17 protein-coding genes and 1 pseudogene are annotated in these 17981 nt (G+C 32.8%); 4 read left to right on the forward strand and 14 right to left on the reverse strand.

Annotated elements, in window-relative coordinates; genetic code table 11:
- Positions 1-758 precede the first annotated feature (758 nt).
- A complete protein-coding gene (locus ACXKY9_RS30125; RefSeq protein WP_000802626.1) occupies positions 759-2249 on the reverse strand; it encodes a DNA/RNA helicase domain-containing protein in 1491 nt (496 codons plus the stop codon).
- A gap of 249 nt (positions 2250-2498) precedes the next feature.
- On the opposite strand from ACXKY9_RS30125, the gene ACXKY9_RS30130 reads away from it, so the two are divergent.
- Together ACXKY9_RS30130 and ACXKY9_RS30135 are read left to right on the forward strand one after the other, a co-directional pair.
- Entirely contained in the window at positions 2499-3572 is a 1074-nt protein-coding gene (locus ACXKY9_RS30130) for a Rap family tetratricopeptide repeat protein (RefSeq protein ID WP_001102776.1), read from the forward strand.
- On the forward strand, positions 3572-3706 hold the full coding sequence (locus tag ACXKY9_RS30135) for a hypothetical protein (protein WP_000749279.1): 135 nt from the start codon (positions 3572-3574) through the stop codon (positions 3704-3706). Before ACXKY9_RS30130 ends, ACXKY9_RS30135 begins: the two co-directional genes overlap by 1 nt.
- Before the next feature lie 178 nt (positions 3707-3884).
- On the opposite strand, the gene ACXKY9_RS30140 is transcribed toward ACXKY9_RS30135, so the two are convergent.
- Both ACXKY9_RS30140 and ACXKY9_RS30145 read right to left on the reverse strand, forming a co-directional pair.
- Positions 3885-4313, reverse strand: coding sequence for an SMI1/KNR4 family protein (locus ACXKY9_RS30140; protein WP_000025329.1), 429 nt, complete (start codon positions 4311-4313; stop codon positions 3885-3887).
- Positions 4313-5659, reverse strand: a complete 1347-nt coding sequence (locus ACXKY9_RS30145; protein WP_000523962.1) for a pre-toxin TG domain-containing protein — start codon at positions 5657-5659, stop codon at positions 4313-4315. Before ACXKY9_RS30145 ends, ACXKY9_RS30140 begins: the two co-directional genes overlap by 1 nt.
- 610 nt (positions 5660-6269) lie before the next feature.
- Here ACXKY9_RS30145 and ACXKY9_RS30150 point away from each other — a divergent pair.
- Positions 6270-6752, forward strand: coding sequence for a thioredoxin family protein (locus ACXKY9_RS30150; RefSeq protein WP_000725572.1), 483 nt, complete (start codon positions 6270-6272; stop codon positions 6750-6752).
- Positions 6753-6792: 40 nt separating this feature from the next.
- Positions 6793-7938 carry a DUF418 domain-containing protein gene (locus ACXKY9_RS30155; RefSeq protein ID WP_001186844.1) on the forward strand — a complete coding sequence of 382 codons (1146 nt, stop codon included), beginning with the start codon at positions 6793-6795 and terminating at the stop codon, positions 7936-7938.
- 456 nt (positions 7939-8394) lie between these two features.
- On the opposite strand, the gene ACXKY9_RS30160 is transcribed toward ACXKY9_RS30155, so the two are convergent.
- The 11 genes and pseudogenes from ACXKY9_RS30160 to ltrA form a co-directional block, all read right to left on the reverse strand.
- On the reverse strand, positions 8395-9078 hold the full coding sequence (locus tag ACXKY9_RS30160) for a CPBP family intramembrane glutamic endopeptidase (RefSeq protein WP_001065855.1): 684 nt from the start codon (positions 9076-9078) through the stop codon (positions 8395-8397).
- Between the two features lie 331 nt (positions 9079-9409).
- On the reverse strand, positions 9410-9655 hold the full coding sequence (locus ACXKY9_RS30165) for a hypothetical protein (protein ID WP_000342852.1): 246 nt from the start codon (positions 9653-9655) through the stop codon (positions 9410-9412).
- A 50-nt stretch (positions 9656-9705) separates the two neighbouring features.
- Positions 9706-10431 carry a hypothetical protein gene (locus tag ACXKY9_RS30170; protein WP_000343609.1) on the reverse strand — a complete coding sequence of 242 codons (726 nt, stop codon included), beginning with the start codon at positions 10429-10431 and terminating at the stop codon, positions 9706-9708.
- Positions 10432-10470: 39 nt separating this feature from the next.
- Entirely contained in the window at positions 10471-10779 is a 309-nt protein-coding gene (locus ACXKY9_RS30175; RefSeq protein WP_000659905.1) for a hypothetical protein, read from the reverse strand.
- 128 nt (positions 10780-10907) lie between these two features.
- Positions 10908-11207, reverse strand: coding sequence for a DUF2325 domain-containing protein (locus tag ACXKY9_RS30180; RefSeq protein ID WP_000104242.1), 300 nt, complete (start codon positions 11205-11207; stop codon positions 10908-10910).
- Positions 11204-11587 carry a hypothetical protein gene (locus tag ACXKY9_RS30185; protein ID WP_001242518.1) on the reverse strand — a complete coding sequence of 128 codons (384 nt, stop codon included), beginning with the start codon at positions 11585-11587 and terminating at the stop codon, positions 11204-11206. Before ACXKY9_RS30185 ends, ACXKY9_RS30180 begins: the two co-directional genes overlap by 4 nt.
- Before the next feature lie 161 nt (positions 11588-11748).
- A complete protein-coding gene (locus ACXKY9_RS30190; protein WP_000757464.1) occupies positions 11749-12324 on the reverse strand; it encodes a hypothetical protein in 576 nt (191 codons plus the stop codon).
- Positions 12325-12340: 16 nt separating this feature from the next.
- Positions 12341-13264 (reverse strand): annotated as a pseudogene (locus ACXKY9_RS30195) (NlpC/P60 family protein); the annotation flags it as partial.
- 111 nt (positions 13265-13375) lie between these two features.
- On the reverse strand, positions 13376-15199 hold the full coding sequence (locus tag ACXKY9_RS30200) for a reverse transcriptase/maturase family protein (RefSeq protein ID WP_001149932.1): 1824 nt from the start codon (positions 15197-15199) through the stop codon (positions 13376-13378).
- A gap of 575 nt (positions 15200-15774) precedes the next feature.
- Positions 15775-15969 (reverse strand): lysozyme family protein, encoded by a 195-nt coding sequence (locus tag ACXKY9_RS30205; RefSeq protein WP_230676013.1) that lies wholly within the window; start codon positions 15967-15969, stop codon positions 15775-15777.
- Positions 15970-16034: 65 nt separating this feature from the next.
- Entirely contained in the window at positions 16035-17831 is a 1797-nt protein-coding gene (gene ltrA / locus ACXKY9_RS30210) for a group II intron reverse transcriptase/maturase (protein WP_003275463.1), read from the reverse strand.
- Between the last annotated feature and the right edge of the window lie 150 nt (positions 17832-17981).

Raw genomic sequence — 17981 nt, forward strand, 5'->3', positions numbered from 1 at the left:
TGATAATTGATCCCTCGCATTATAGCACTAAATTAATTTAAATTTCAACTTGATAAATTTTCGTGTGCATTCAATTTATTAAAATACGTATTATCCGTTCAAACGATACTAAAAATTTAAAATGGTATAAGCATATTTATAGACCTGTCTTTTATTGTTCATATAAAATAAAAAAGTACGAAATACCCTATTTTGTATGTGATCCTGCAAGGTAACTTGTGGGATTTTTTATTGTCATTAAATCGGAGGGATTATATGGGATACTTTAATGTTGAATTAATGAAAGCTGAAATTACTCAAGAAGAAGCTATATATAGTTACAAATTATATACAAAGGATAGCTGACAATAAGGCAGATAAATTATATGCTGCCGAAGTAATTGAGAGAGTTCATAATGAGGATAGCTCAACGAAAGATATTGATTTTATTATACGTTGTCGTAAAATGCTATAAAACAAAAAGGAACTCTGCAATATTAAAGAGTTCCTTTTTTATATTGTATTGAAAAAATTTTATGTTTCTTAAAAATGCTCTTAGAATTTCAGGATAAAGTGAGTAAAATGCATATGTAGAAAGGAGGTTTTACAATATGCAAAATCAAACAAAAACTTTTCATTTGAAAATAAAATTTTTCGGATTCAAAATAAGTATTAATTATTCCTTTTAAAAGAATCTAGCCTGTTTTTATTTGAGTACTAAAAGGTAGGATATCTCTTATTCCTATCTTTTAGTTTAACACCATTATTTTCATGAATTTTTAGACTGTAACAATTTTATTAGATCCTAAAATCTCTAAACTTTTCTCTAAAACTTTCTCATTATCAATGATAATAACATGCAATTTTTTTCTAGCTCTTGTCATCATTTGATAGAGCATTTTTGTATTATCATAATAGTAATCTTTTTTACTTGTTAGTAAATTTTTATTGTAAAAAAAGTTAGAATCTATCACTACAATTACATTATCAAATTCCTGTCCAATAACCTCATGTGCGCTTTTATTATCTCCGTTTTGATACACTTCATATGGATAATATTTATTTCCGTAACCAGGCGTATAATTTATAGCCTTCCATCCCCTATCAGTCAGTTCTTGAATATAATCCCTCACACTAGTATGACCCTCAAAATACTGCACGCTAATATTAGAATAAATTTGATGTGCATTACTTTTTGATGTATCAAACAAATTTGTGATAAAGGAAATAATCTCTTTATTGGTTCTAATTGTTTTTGTCAATGGAAAATGTCTTGGAGATACCTCAGCTTTTAAAAATTCAGGAATATTATTGCTAACTTCCCAACTAGCCAGACATTGATTAGGATCATATGAAAAAATACATTTCACATTGTTATCATTAATCCTTTGTAATATTTCCTCTAATTGGTCTTTACGTATGCGTTGAACTTCGTCTATGACAATCAGATCATATTCATTAAAGGTATAACTTTCATAGTATCTTATACCTGTTACTTCCCAATCATAAAACATTAGCTTTCTATGCCCAGCATTTACAGTTCCACAATGAATAATAAGTACTCTTTTGGAGTTATTTATATATTCTTTTGCAATATCATACGCTAAAAGAGTTTTACCAGTTCCAGCAGCTCCTTCAATTGCAATATAGGATGGTCCTCCCTCCTGTCTTAAATTTATAATCTCAGTTTTATAGTTATCTTGATGTTCAGTCAAAAAATACTGATTCTCTAGAAAGGCTTCTGTAGAATTGAATGGTGAGACTAAATAATTACAGGGATCAAACTCTTGATGTATGTCTTCAATTTCAATTAATTTTTGTTTATGTATTTGTTTAAATAAAAATTCAATATCACTCTCTTTAAATTCTTCATTTTCGTTTAAGTAATAAAGCTTTTCTTCTAAGGCAACGTAAGTGAACTGTAAAACTTTCTTTTCTAAAAAACTGAGATAATATTTATTACTTAAAAGTTGCTTTTTCATTCTATCCCCAGTATTTTTTCTTTTCAATTCTATATTAATAATAGTTTCTTCTCCAAATCTTAAAAGATCAAACTCTTTATTAATTTGGTTAATTTTATATCCTACATAAAATCCCTCTACTATTTTTAAAATATTTACAAATGATAGAAGCTCTTTAACTAAAGAACTTAAATCTTCGATTTCATCTTTTTTAACTTTAATGTCAAAATGTTCTTTATATAATTCAAATACGGAAGGTGATAGCTTTTCACTTGCATCAACTAGAGACAATAAATTTATAGGTTTCACATCAATCTTTCCCCTCAACTTAAAATAAATATCTAAACACTATCTTATTCTATTAATAAAATACCACATTTAAATGAATCTGGTAAAAATAACAAAGTACACATATAAAAAGCAAGTAAATAAAATCCCAGTAGTTAATCAAAAAACAGAATATTCAATTTTTATTTTTCCAATAACAACATCACCTTGAAATTCCGCTAACATGTTAAGATTATGGAAATATATACTAATAGGGTGAGGGGATTAAATATGAATGTGCAAACTGTCTCCAAAGGAGAAATAACAAATCTACTAAACAATTGGTATCAATCCATCATTTCACAACATGTACTAAAATCCACAAATTTCAAGAAAGAAATTGATAGCAAGATTCATCAAATTGAAGAAGACCAAAATATACTTATCTATTATTCATTACTAGATTTTAGATATAAGTTACTTACCCATGACGTTAAAAACTATAAAGATAGTTTAGAAAAGATAGATTGTATACCTGATCAAGCAGACACCTTCCTAAAATATTATCATAGTTTTTTTAAAGCAATTTATTCAATTAATATAGGAGATTACACATCAGCTAAAGAGCAATACGAAGAAGCTGAAACATTATTAAAGGATATTCCAGATGAACTTGAAATAGCTGAATTTAATTATATGTTTGGTTCTTTCCACTATCATATTTATCAGCCACTACCAGCAATCAAATATACTACAAAGGCAAAGGAATTATTTTCAAAGCATGCAGGGTATGAAATCAAAGTTGCTGCTTGTAATAACACACTAGGTCTTGCTTGTACTTCCCTCGGTCAGTATGAAAGTGCGGAAGAACACTTCCTTGCAGCTTTAAATACTTTCAACAAACACGACGAGGATAAACTATCAGCAAAAGTGAAACATAATTTAGGGTTATTGTACGCAGATCAAAACCTTTCCGAACTAGCAATAAAATACCTAAATGGATCACTTGTAAATAACCAAAAAACATTGTTCTTATTAGCGCAGGAGTATTTCAAATTAAATGATAAAAATGCTGTCACGTTGCATATTAAAAATGGATTAAAAATTTCAAACGAAGAGTATAATCATCATTTCAATATTCTAAAAGGATTAAATGACAATATAAGTACAGATGAATTGGAAGAAATCATTTTGGCAGGAATTTGTTATTTTAAGAAAGAAGAGTTATGGAAATACGTAAAAGATTATTCAGCTATTTTAGGCAATAAGTTTTACGATTCAAAATCGTATGAAAAAGCGAGCAAGTATCTACACATGACAAATGAAGCTGATAAAAAGGCTTCAGAGAAAGGAGCTTTAAAATAATGAAAAAATCTCTATTAATTTTTGCTATTATCACAGGTTTTTTATCTTTCAGCTTCAGTAACAATACAAACTTACAATCTGTATCAAAAGAAAAAGTAGATTTTGTTCAATATGCACATGGTGAAACTATTTAACACAATGAAATACTACAAAGTTATGTCATTACCCCTTTACAATGCATAACACAAATAATTATTAACAAAATAAAAAGAACCTATCATGTAGGTTCTTTTTATTTGCTGTATAAAGTTTTATAAGAAATGCTTTAACGTTACCTTTTCAGAATACAGTGATTTTCATATGTCCTTAAATTTATAACAATAACTTTTCTACACCTACGCCATCCATTAATAACAGTTTCAAAGAAGGTGATATTTTAATTGCTTCTTCGATATCTAAATCTCCAAAATCCACCATATATAATCCAAATCCTTCTTTTCCATTTGCATATAATAGCACTTTCCCACCTTCATCATCACCAATTGCAAGTGAGTTAGGTATATATTTTTGGATATTATGAGCTTCATTCATCTCTATACAATCTGCTGGACTCCAAATACGGATATATATTTCATTATTTACATTAATCTCTGCATCTGTACAATGTTGAATTATCTCTAGATAATCTGAAGGAACATCTATTGATGAAAAACCTTGTAACTCTTGAATTGTTTCTTTAGTTGCTGGAGGTTCTTGTGTTTCTAAAGTGAAAACTGCATTTAAGTTCTCAAGTATACTCATTAATACTCAATCCTTTCATATTTTACTTTTAACTTATCAAGCATTCTATATTGTTGTTCTAAAGTTCCTCTAATAGTTTCTTTAGAAAATCCCGCTTTTTCAAAATCAGAAACTATATTCTTTAATTCCGCTTGTAAAGAAGAGCTCCATTTTCCATTTCCTAAGGCTACACGTTCATCACGTCTCAAGTTCTGCGCATTAGTAATAATAGTATGTGGTAACCCCTTTCCTGTTTCAATCGTCACTGTTGGTGCAAGTTTTGGATCATATCCATATTGACTTAAATTTGCTTCCGCCCATTTCCCTTGTAAACCGTGATGAGATTGTAACTTCCCTCCATTTGGACCTCTCCCTTTTGGTTTAGGCATTGATTGTATATGCGTTTTATTAAAAAGTACATAATTCGATTCAGCACCCTTTACAGTTTTAACAGCACTAGCTGACATCTTTACACCTTTACCGATTTTAACCAACTTCCCGATTGGTGTAATACCGGCTACCGCCATACCTCCAGCTATGACTCTGTCAAAAGTACCAAGTTTCTCTCCCGTAGACGGATCTACACCTTCCCAAGCACGCCGAACATCATATTCTCCACTTATTTCACCTGTAATATCTCTGGCTAATTTATTACCATCAAATTCTTTTTTTCCTGATGCTAATGAAGTTTCATTGTTTATTGTTTCTTCTTGATTTAAATCGCTATACACAATTTTATCAGATTCACGTGCTTTTTCCTCTGTGATTTTTTGAATTGATGCAGTCCAGTTCATATTTAAATCTTGTATACTGAATGTTCCACTCGCAGGACTAAAACCTTTCCCACTTTGAACTTCTGCAAGACCTTGAGCAATACTCGTAGCTAATTGAAGCGCTGTATCAAAATTACTACTAGAAACATAATTAAATTCATATAAATGCTCTAGTTTTTCTTGAAGCTTTTGTTTCATCGTATCATAAATTCCCACCATAACTTGCATTCCTGGAAGGGTAATACTAGTTCCTTCAATGTCTGCTTTCATTCGGTCAATTTCTCGAATTTGTTCTCGTATTTCTTGTTCAATGACATCTGTTGTAGCGACTTGTGATTGAAAATCGTTCGGAAAGGAATTATTCTGTCGAATTAATTCTTCACACAAATAAATAATTCCTTGAGCTAAAGGATGAAATGTCTGTGCAAAGAATGTCTTCCCTGTATCATAAGTTTTCCCTTGCAAAATAGTATCGCCCACAAAAGCATCAATTGAATTAATAACTTGTTCCATACCTTGAATAGTGGCTACACAAAAAGCATTCATACTTTCTGTTTGAGCTTGTACTTCTCCCAAATACATGTTTAAACCCATGTACTCCCCCCTTAATAAGTAAATGATACCAACTAAAGGATAAAATTGTAAACTATGATTTTATTGATTTTTTTGATAATTTTAACTATAAAATCCTTAATGTTATTTCGCCGCCTTGTATCCTACAATTAATTCCGCAACCTATTTTTAAAACAATCGTAGCACAAAGTCAATTACACTCTCCCAAAAGGTACACCTTTAGATATAGTATATTCTTTGCAGCTTAAACTACTTCAAAAGGTATCAAAATGTACTTAAGACACACTTCATAAGTACACACACTTTTTGAGATGTGTTTGTTGAATGATTTTATGCTTATTGGAGGAGGATAGTGTCCCTATCAGTTGGATACACCACAGAGAATCCCCTTATTGTGCTGTTTATTGTTTTTAATATTTAATCTGGTACATGAAATTTTACAATTAAGTTATTCCTTTGTTTTACTTATAAAATTCCTATAGCATTCTATATGAATTTTGTGGTATTATAGAGATAGAAAATTTGTTTCCATTGTTTATACTCTATTGTACGTAGCGTGAAGGACAAACCTTACGCCCTGTTAACTCGGGCGAGGTTTGTCCTTTTTTTTTACTTTAAGGAGGAATTTACTATGAAAAAAATCTACAAAATTGGAGCAATTGTTACTACTTTATGTGTTGCTTGTATTGCGATCTTTACTTTAACTAAGAATGAATCAGTCAATACAGAAACTATAACACCAGAAAAAACAATTGTATCTGCTGCAGATGTAAAAGGATCACCTGAGAATATAAAAGATATTTCAAAAGAAGAATTAAAGGGAAAAATACAATCCCATGAAGAGTTCATTGCGTATTACTATCAACCAACCTGTCATTTTTGTAAAAAAGCTGCACCGGATATCAATCGTATGTCAAAAAAGCATGATAGAACCATTTATCGTATTGATATCTCTACACCAGAAAATCAAAGTGCCTTTCAAGAGTTCGACATTCCAGGTACTCCAGTTGTTGTAGCTTATAACAGAGGTGAAGAAATTGAACGTCTAGAAGGAGCAGTGTCAGCTGCTACCTATGATGGATTCTTTGCAAGACGTAATTCGAGCGCTAGCTAGTATAGTGCTCGTTTTTTCTGTTTAAGAAAGGAGAATTGACATGCAACAAAACGCCCGTATTCATTCGTTAGACATAATAAGAGGTATAGCCATACTATGTATCCTATTTGCGAATCTACCCACTATGACGGGACTAGATCCCTTTAATCAAGCGGGTTATATCGGTACAGATAAAGTGATTCGTTTTTTAGTAGATTTGTTTATACAGGCAAAGTTCTATACTATTTTCGCATTCTTATTTGGAGTAGGATTTTACATTTTTATGAAAAATACAGAAGCAAAAGGATATCCCATGTATAGGCTATTTATCCGAAGACTATGTATCTTACTACTCTTCGGTTTACTCCAATTCACCTTTCTATGGTATGGAGATATTCTACATGCGTATGCCTTAGCTGGATTTATTCTATTGTTCTTCTATAAGCGATCTACTAGGCTTATTTTTATAGCTGGTTGCAGTTTCCTAATGGTTAGTTATGTATTACATATCATTGTATTTTTGCGAGCAAGTTCTTCTATTTCAGAAGTGCCCAATTACTATCAATATATGTTTACAGGTAACACTACCAATCACACTGTAAATCTATTTATACATTATTCTCATCAAATAAAAGCACGTCTTTTCTTTCTAATGACTCAGGAATTCCAGCAACTACTAATAGGAATTCCGGAATATATAGGCTTATTTTTAATAGGGTTATGGGCTGGTAAGAAAAATATTTTTAAAAGGGTACCGGAATTAATAAAGAAAATTAGATTTTTACAGTGGAGTTCGTTATGTATCTCATGCCTTCTCTCTTATCCTATTATCTACTACTTTATAAAAACAGATGTCTATTACTCTCAGGATGTACAACTATGGATTCTATTTGGAGGGAAAATGCTAGCTATATTCTATATTTGTACTCTACTGAGAGTTTGTGAGAATAAAAAATATATAGAATGCCTGCACCCCTTTATGAACGTTGGCCAGTATGCTTTAACGAATTACATCACTCAAAGCATACTTACGCTTGTCATTCTTTCGTGGTGCTTTAAAGATGTCTCACACGTATATTACTGGCAATTATGTATCTTTGGGCTTTTAATTATTTTTGTACAAATTATATTCAGCAAGATTTGGAGTAAATATTTCCGTTATGGTCCTATTGAGTGGGTATGGAGAAAAGGAGTTTACAAGAAATAGGGGCACTATATCATTCTGATCCTATTAAACATTAAATAAAAAAGTGCAAAATCTATCAACAGATTTCGCACCAAAAACAGATAAAAAATACAATCACTAGAAACATAGGAGAGTGTTTCACCACTTATTATAAACCATATCTTTACATTTTTGTGTTGTAATTTTAAAATATGTAAAGATTCAATATTTTGTTTTAAATTTTCTTTTTATTTAAGTTATACTAAACTACAAAGGAACAACTCTCCTTTAGGCCGTCAAACATTATGCTAACAAAACACACACCAAAAAAACCAATTCCCGTGTAATGGAATTGGTTTTTTTGGTGTGCAATTCAGTCAATACAGCAACTTGAACCCACATTTTCAAATGTAGTCTTATTAATCTTACCATAATTTTAAAATTCTTAAACAAAAAAACTAAATCACTAGTAAGTTACGTGAATCCGCTGCTTTTTCATCAAGAAATCTGGAGTATAACAACAATTAAGTTCATACTAGCATGAACAACAAATGATACTAGTAACCTATTAGTACGCATATATACTACAGCTAGTATAACTCCAATTAAAAAATACCCAAATATAAATGGAAAATCAAAATGCATGATAGAAAAGAACAATGCGCTTATTAGTATGCTCCAAGTTTTCTTAAACTTAGACATTAAAATGTTTATGGCCGCATAACGAAAAACAAACTCTTCTACTAAAGGTGCAAGAAGAACAATTGAAACAAGTGCCACAGGAGATATTGCTGCTGCAGCGACTGTACTAGACGTATTTGCTGATTGCGTAGTTAGCTGGAATACACCCTTATCTAACACGCTACCAACCATCTGCGCAAGAAATACGAATATGATCCCAACTAAAGTCCATATGAATGAATTTCTTGATAATTTAATCGAAAACTTTGGATCATTTATTATTTCTTTACTATATATAAGAAAAATGATTATCAGCATAAGTGAAAACCCAATTAGTTCCCAATGCACAAGAAGTTGTTGAATTGCTTGCTGTTGGTTTCCCTGAATATCATACCAGCCCGTCTTCGCTAGCAATTGTACACCTATAATCCCAACAAATTGAGTCATTACAAAATAAATGAGTATGATATAACCTGATTTATGTATATTACTATTATTCATGTTAATGTATTCGCCTTTCACTTTTTTATTTAATTAACGATTTTGTTTTTAATAACGAACTTTCATTGGATCCAGTGATGTTTTTCGTTCGTCTTTTTTATAAAATTTTCATGTTATTTTTGTAAAGCCATTTCATTTTCTTTTTTAACACGTTTTCGATTACACCAGTAGCAAAGATTGGGACCCTTATGATTCATTGATGGTCTATATAAAGTTTTAACTGGCTTGCTGCATTTTGGGCATTTTTGTTTATCATATTTCACGATTTCATTCCCCTCTCAAATAAAAATTTTGTTTAGTTCTTGCAGTCAGCTTTTTGCTAACTTCCTTTTTATTTACGATCGAAGAATGATAAAAATTCACTGTAGCTAAAAAGTTCAAATTCTCCCGTGTCACTTTTAACAGCTATACCTACATCCTCTGGTGTTCTAAACATCTTGAAATCTTCATAGTTAAACCAATATTCTTTATCAATACTGAATCCTCTTAAATTGGCTTTTGGTACGACGTACATCCAATCTCTAAGATTTATTAGTAACTCAATTGAATCCTGTAAAAGATCTAGAGTATCATCCATATATATTCCCCTTTTCCCTTAAATAATTATTTTGTTTTATTTCATCGATTTTAAATATCAGATAAATCATAAATTGAAGCATCTATATGCTTAATAATAAAAATGTCTTTTTTAGAGTAACTACTATGGTTGCTAAAGCTATAAACATCAAGAGAAGGAAAACGCTCTGTAAGCATCTTTATAAGTAATGAACGATTTTGATGATTGTCGATTAAATCCAATTTTTCACTCCGTCCTTTTTCAAAGTCGGCAAATTCAAATCCCATTTCACGTAAATATTGAATGTGTTCCTCTCGGCTCCTTTTATCTGTTACAGGAGTTTTACTGAAAGAACGACAATGTTCTAACATAAAGCTAAGTTTCACTCTCATTCCACCATAGGGGTAATACTTCGTATCATGCACATGATTAAAACCTTCTGTATTCCACCATTCACTAACAACTTCAGAAAGATGTTTCAACTGTTCTTTTAAACCATCAACTGGTTTATCGGAACCTAATTTACCCTGTAATTCATGTATCTTTTGATTCGCCTTTTTAATCTCCGCATAACGTTTTTCTTTTTCTTCCAACAGATATGATTCGTAATTTAGTACTTTTGCTGCTTCACTAAAATAGCTTTCTATCAATGATGGAAGTGTTTTTGACATTTCGATTGAAAGTAAATCTTTACTCACCCATTCACGTAATTGAGCATTAGCAAAGTGCATATCCTTTAACACCTTCAGTAATACAGATTTTTGATCCTCATTCAATTCCAATTTCTTTTCGTCCATTTCCCCAGCTCCTTTATTTTCAAACAACGCTTTGGTTAATTATGATAATGATTCTTTTGCTATTCGATTCACATCTTTAACAATTGCATTATCTACTCCATTTGTTATTCCTTTTATTAGTTTTAACGATTCTTGGTATTTTTCGTTACGTATTTTGTACTCTTTATATGCCTTTGATGTTTGCTCTAAATTCCACAAAGCATTTAAACGATAATTATTAATGTCATAAGCCAAGCTCAGTAATTCATTTAATTCAGATAAACTAACCTCTACCACGGTCTTACCATTCTCAAAACGAGATTTTCCATTAGAGAGTTTATTTTTAATTGAATCAATCTTTTCTTTCATAAACCCACCTACTTCTCTACAAAATTCATATTTTATTACATTAAGTAATTACAAATGAACACTAAAAATTATATATAATAATTATATAATTAGGTGCCCATACAGTTATCTCAGACTATCTACTAAAATCAAGCCGCTTGCAGATGCTTTAAACCCATTTCTAATGCACCTGTTCCACCAAATCCCTGATTAAATAATAGTGGGACATCATACTTCTTTGCGTACTCTTTTGCTACATCAATAGATACATGGCCACATGCACCTTTTTGAATGACAATAACATCGCATTTTTTTATAACACTTCGAAACGTTTTCTTTACGCCTCCGTGATTTTTCCCATCATGGAAAATAACCTGGCAGTCTCTTTTTTTGGCCAACTTCTCTAACGTTCTTCCATTTGATCCACCTAAAACTAGAATTGTACTCATTCCCACTCACTCTCCTTATCTTTCTTCTTTATGTATGTACTTGGTGATGTTAATAACACAAGTGTACAAGCAACAATATTCATTAACACAAAACAAACTATTAATAAAATAATGAAAATCGGGGACAACAAGATAAAAATAAAGCCACTTACCACCAAACAGATGAAAATGAAGCCATTGCTCATATCTTCGTAACCATCTAGCCCTTTTACAATATTTAAACTATGCATCCATACTGTGATACTATCCCAATTTTCTATTAACAGATAGCCACCACCCAACAAAAAAGCCCATCCAAGCAACGTTCCTAATAATCCAGAATTTCGTCCTATATAATACCCCGAAACAAAATTCGCAGCTGTTCCAATTAACATTCTCATTTGTATTCCTCCATATCCATTTCATTTAACGTTATATACAAATTTCTTTTAACCATGGTTTTATTATATCAGAAAATTATGAATATTCAATAAATGTTTTTAGGTACTCTTTATTTTTTTATAAAAGGGTTGTGTTTTTCTCCACAACCCTCACTTTCTTCTTAATCCACAGGTACTTCTTCTTGTCCATGTGGAATTTGTGCAATTGGTGTTACAATTTGTGCATATTTGTTTACCTGCACTTTAAATTGTCGTGGTTCTAAGAAGTTTACCTGTTGAATTAAAACTTCAATATGAAACGTATCTACTTTTTTTCCACGATCAATTTTGGTAATACGCGCATTGTAAAATTGATCTCCATTTAGGAAATACCTTTGAACAGCTTCTGTAGCCAGCATACGCTCATTACTTGTCATCTTCATTGGTTCAATACCAAATCCAGCCTTTGTAAACAAATACGGGACATCATAACTACTATTAGAAATTTTTCGTAGTAAATCCTCTACTGTTTTTGTCTTTGCGATATATTCTTCCTCTTTTGTATCAAATCCCTTTGGCTTATCACCAAGCATCTCGATTTCATCTTGATTTACCTGCTCTTCCTCTTGTACTTGTGATTTCATCATATAACGATGAATCGTATTATAGGTCGCAACGCCTACTACTAACACTATAATTACCAATATAACTAAGTACTTACGAGGCAGATTCGCTAACATATTCATGACTTTCTTCATATCATCACATCCCATATCAGTCGATTACATTACGGACTTGCGTCATATGTTGTCCTCTTGCCGTATAGTTTAGACCTGTAATTTGTACACCTTTATTATCACCAATATGAATCATTTTCTGATTCCCTAAATAAATAGATACATGGTTCGGATTTTCATAGAAAATTAAGTCTCCTGGCTGTGCACGACCGATATCGGGCACCTGTTTTCCCTGTCCAATTTGAGCACCTGTCCAATCCCCTAGTTGGACACCTATACTGGTTTTAAACACGTATTGTGTAAATCCTGAACAATCAGCACTACCTGCAGCTGGATTTCTAGCACCGGATACATAGCTCACTTTCCCTTGCCCAATCCATTTTTTCGCTTCTTCCAGTACCTTTTGTCGTTTAGCATTTGTCATTGTAGGAGAACCACCAGATGATAACCCTGGATCATCATTTTTCTTAAAGAATTTCATTGGATCTGTTGGTTGGTCATTAATACGAATTTGGAAATCTAAATGGACAGCGTATCCATTCATATTAAGGAAACCTGTATCTCTATCAAAGTTAGAACCGCCCATTTCCCCAATAATTTGCCCTTTTGTCACCATAGTTCCCGGTGCAACTGATATTTTACTCAAATGTAAGTAACGAGATACAATACCATTTCCATGATCTACATAGACACCTAGACCACCACCATTTACATTTCCTGTTTGGGCTGTTACAATACCTACTTCCATTGACCATACAGGGTCTCCAGCTTTTCCGGCGGTCATGGCCCCAATATCAACTGCATTATGTTGCTTTCCACCACGCACTGCATCAAACGTATCTGTAATACGACCTGATTTCGTTGGCCATTTCCAACCTTTATCAGAAATCCATTCTCCAGATACATCTGCCACACAACCTAAATCTTTGTAATATTTTAAAACTTTGGAAACATATGTGTAGAGTAAACATCCAGCGCCTTATTACATTCCTGTGATAGGTTTCCAAATGTTCCTCCCCGAACCGGACTTACATCTCTCAATGTATCCGGCTCTCCATCTGTCTTCTGCATTTTATATCTCGCCCTTGTGTCTTTTCATATGACACTCTTTACAGAGTGCGATAGTCTTTCGATTTCTCGCTATCATTTGTTGTTCAAGATATGATTTATTTGACTTTGCTCGTAGATTCTTTAATCTCTTAATGTGATGCATATGTATCACAACATTGCTAGTTCCGCATAGTTCACATGTTTCCGCCTTGATTCTATCTGACAATTTAGTCGTACTCATTACATGCCGAGTATTTGGTAAAATGTCTGTTCCTTCTAGTGATAAATTTCTTGTCATTGGAAACTTTCTTTCAATGAAATGAACTTTATTCATTCCTTTCTTTGTCTCATACTGTACAGTAAATTGTCCGTACTTTTCGTATTTCTCTCGAATTTGTTTCGTACGTGTTCTGTATTTTGACGCAAAAGTTTTCAACATTGAATAATACATGAAATATGCAAAGCGGTGCATGTGATTGCTCACATTTTCAGCTAGTCGATAGTAATTGTATAACCCTCGAATTTCGCTATTATATTGCGTGATAATCTCTAAATCTTCATTGTGTTGGAAATATCCTCTTGGCTGAGGTTTCCAAGTGCCATCGGCACACATTTTAATGGCCTGATACTTTTGAAGTTTCTTTATCCATGCCTCATGTGGCATTTTCAATTGAATTTTACCGTTAAGAACCCTAGAAGCTCTCCCAAGACTGTTAATGCGTGTTGCTTCACTTTTAAACACTTTAATTTCAAATCCTAGAAATTTAGCGTGTTTCTTGAAGGCATTTGTTATCAGAGTCTTTTCCATAGATAATTCTAGTTTTATCTCTTCTTTCAAAAATGAAGCTATCTCATTTTTAATAAGAATTGCATCCTCTTTAGAACCTATTACTCCAATAAGAAAGTCATCCGCATATCTTACATATTTGAGCCTTCTATAATTTTCATCCATTGGATTATTATAAGGTGTTTGTAACAACTTCCCTTTCAAAACTTTTTGTTGTTCTTTTAGTTCCGTAATTCGTGTTACTTCTCCATTTAGATAGGCAGTATCGATTTTCTCTTGAATCTTCCGCACTTTATACTGTAAATTACTATACTCTTTATTTATTTGTCGCTTTTTCCCTGATTCAAATCTATCCTGATACTTTTTCATATAAGTATCTAATTCATTTAGATAAATATAAGAAATTATTGGACTAATGATTCCACCTTGAGGCGCTCCACTATAGGTATTATGAAATTTCCATTCTTCTAAATATCCAGCTCGTAAGAATTTCCAGATCAACTCTATAAACGCCTCATCCTTTATTCTTCTTTTAAGAATTGTAACTAGAGTATGATGTTCAATATTGTCGAAAAATCCTTTAATATCTCCTTCGATAAACCATTTACTACCTGTAAATGTGCGCTTTATCTCTAATAACGCACTATGGCATCCCTTTCCTTTTCGGTATCCATGTGATGAACTAGAAAAGCTTGAATCGTATATTGCTTCTAGTATCATACGTATAACTTCTTGGACTAATTTATCATAAAAGCTAGGAATTCCTAATGGCCTTTTCTTGCCATTTTTCTTTTCAATATAGGTTCTTCTAGATGGATATGGTTGATAGCTTTTACTTTTTAAAACACTTATCAAGTCTTCCACTTCCTTCATAGAAAAACCATCAATAGACCTTTGGTCTACTCCTATCGTTAATGCGCCATCATTTTTACTTAGATTATCGTATGCTAATAAAAAGAAATCTGGGTTATATAAATTACGATAAAGTCTTGTATATTGATATTCCTTATTAAGACTCTTCGTTCGCAGATTGCTTAGTACTATTTTTGGACATTGCATAGTGCCTTTCGCACCTCCCCAATTTGGTAATAAGCTAACAGACTGCCTTCCTTCGCCCTGTACTAGGCTTTCCCTAGCTCTGACTACTACGAAGGCTCCGTTGTCATATTAGATATTCATGAGCCATACTTCTTGACTGTTACATCTTGAAGTTATCCTCAATAGCCTCGCAGGCATTCTAACTTAGACAATCCCCATTTAGTAAACAAGGAATTTGCACGTATAGTGTCGGATGTGACGTTCACACTTTTCTTCCATATAGAAGTGGGCAACAGATAACCCTATTCATATAAGATGACTCACACTATCTTTATGATATCTGTTGAATCTCGTTTATAAACATCTTTCGAGACTAGTTACGGTGGCCTCCCTTGTGCTATCATTCAAGCAGTTTAGCTTTCATCCTTATCTATACTTTATATCTTGCCGCTCAGTCTTGACTTGATGTTTAGCCAACTTACGGCTTTCTTGGCATGCTGTTGTCCCCTTTCAGTTTCCCTCCAAGGTTAGCCAAGTGATACTAGGTCTTTTAGGGTTGACCTAACAGCTTGCAATCACCGTTTTTCCTTGCCCCCTTATGGGCGCACAAAATCACCATAACACGCATTTACCTTGGTTCGGAAGTTATTCGGATCGGAGCAACCACCTGGATTTAAATGATTCTTACTTCTTGAAAACTCAATAGCTGTTTCTTCTGAATAGCCACCCTTTGCTAAAGCGTAACTAATAAAACCTTCGCCAAATAGTGATAGGTAAGGTTTTGACATCATCTCCACCTTTTCCCCCACTTCACACCGTACGTGAGACTTTCACCTCATACGGCGCTCCATCTAATTCAATTGACCAACTTTTGTATTGAAGCAAAGATAGGATGTCGACGCGCTGATATTCTCAGCTTGTCAAACATCACTTTCTTATCTTCAATAATGTCGTACTTATTTAAGATTGATTTTGCCTTATCTGAATCATCGCTATGAATTGCTATGTGTATGTCTTCTAGTACAATTACCAGATTTTCATAATTGTCCTGTCCCCCAAATTCCAACGGAATTTTATGATGACAGTGCCAACCTACTAATCCAACTTCTTGTTTCGTAATTGCACATTTTCCATACTGTGCAATAAACTTTGCAATTCTGTTATCGTTGTATTCTACTGTTCGATGCTTCATATAAAAACGATGTACATGTCGGAGTGTCTCCCTATCTACGGCTTTTAGCGTATCATGTATTTTCTCTCTACCTTCTTTTGTATAATTTGAGATAGACTGAGTAAAATTTCTAGCCGGTTTGTGCTTCTGCGCATGGATAGGTAGTAATACGATGTCTTTGATTTTATACAATTTAGGATTGTATCGTTTATATCTTTTCCTTAATACAGTCGACATGTCACTCTTAGTGGCTTTTTTCCAATCTCGCCTCAGTCGATTATAGAGTGTTCTTATGAGATGGCAACTCATGTGATCTAGATCGTGATTAATATGTGTGGCGGCTGAATAATAATTTTGTATTCCCATTACAGTCGTGTTAAATCGCCATACTGATTCTGGTGTTTGTTCTCTGCTTATATCTTTAACAGCCTTTTTCAGCTTGCTATACGCATGTTTTCTGGATTTTACACACATTCTGCTATGAGCCACATGTTTGTTTCCTTTCTTATTTGCCTTAACTGTAAAGCCTAAAAAGTGACTCGCTTTTTTCCTCAAATTTATAATCTTTGATTTTTCAAGGCTAATATCCAGATGTAGGCGTGTTCTAAGAAAGTCTTTTGTTGCTTCAAACATTTTTAAAGCCGTTACATAATCACGACATAATATTTTTGCATCGTCTGCATATCGAATTAAGAAACATTCCTTTAATTTGCTTTTCTTTAGCGCTCGATATTTTTCACTATTTCCCTTATATGGATGTGAGGTCTTTATCGTTTCCCATTGGTTACTTACCCACCAATCTAATTCGTTGAGTACGATATTAGATAGAAGCGGACTTAGTATTCCTCCTTGCGGAGTACCTTTTTGAGGAACACCCTCATTTACAATTTCTGCTTTCAGTAGTCTTGAAATGATAGAAAGTAATTTCTTATCTCGTATACCTATCGTCCACAATTGCTTTAGAAGTTTTCCATGATGCACATTGTCAAAGAAACCTTTAATGTCTATATCCACACAGTAGTGAAATCCGTTTCCTTTTCTATTCACTAAAGATTTCATTCTCGCTAGTGCATGATGTGTACTTCGGTTAGGGCGAAAACCGTAACTATGGTTATGAAATTTCGCTTCGCATATTGGTTCCAATATTTGCAATACACATTGCTGAAATAATCTGTCCCATATGGTTGGTATCCCTAAAGGTCTACGGTCTCCATTTGGTTTTGGTATAAATACGCGTCTTACAGATTGTGGTTCATACCAACCAAACATCGTTCTTACTTTTTCTATCACTTCATCCGTTGAAAGCATTTTAATATCATTAATTGTCATTCCATCTGTTCCAGCTGTCAGACTTCCCATATTTCTTTTTATATTTCGATATGCTAAACGTATGTTTTCATCCATCTTCATAAGCTCTATTAATTTATAAAAGTTGTTACCGTTTTGACTTTGCTGATACAAGTCATCTAGTGTAGACTGCATATCATAATATTCAGCGTGTCTAAGCTTTTCAGTTTTCTTTATAAGTCGGATCTCCTTTCAGAGTTTACCTTTTTTAGTCTCACAAGAACCTTATAATTCGACTGCGTAGCTTGTTGAAACGGTTGGTCAATCTTTCATCAGACTAATGGC

This window comes from Bacillus sp. 2175 (genome assembly GCF_057812155.1).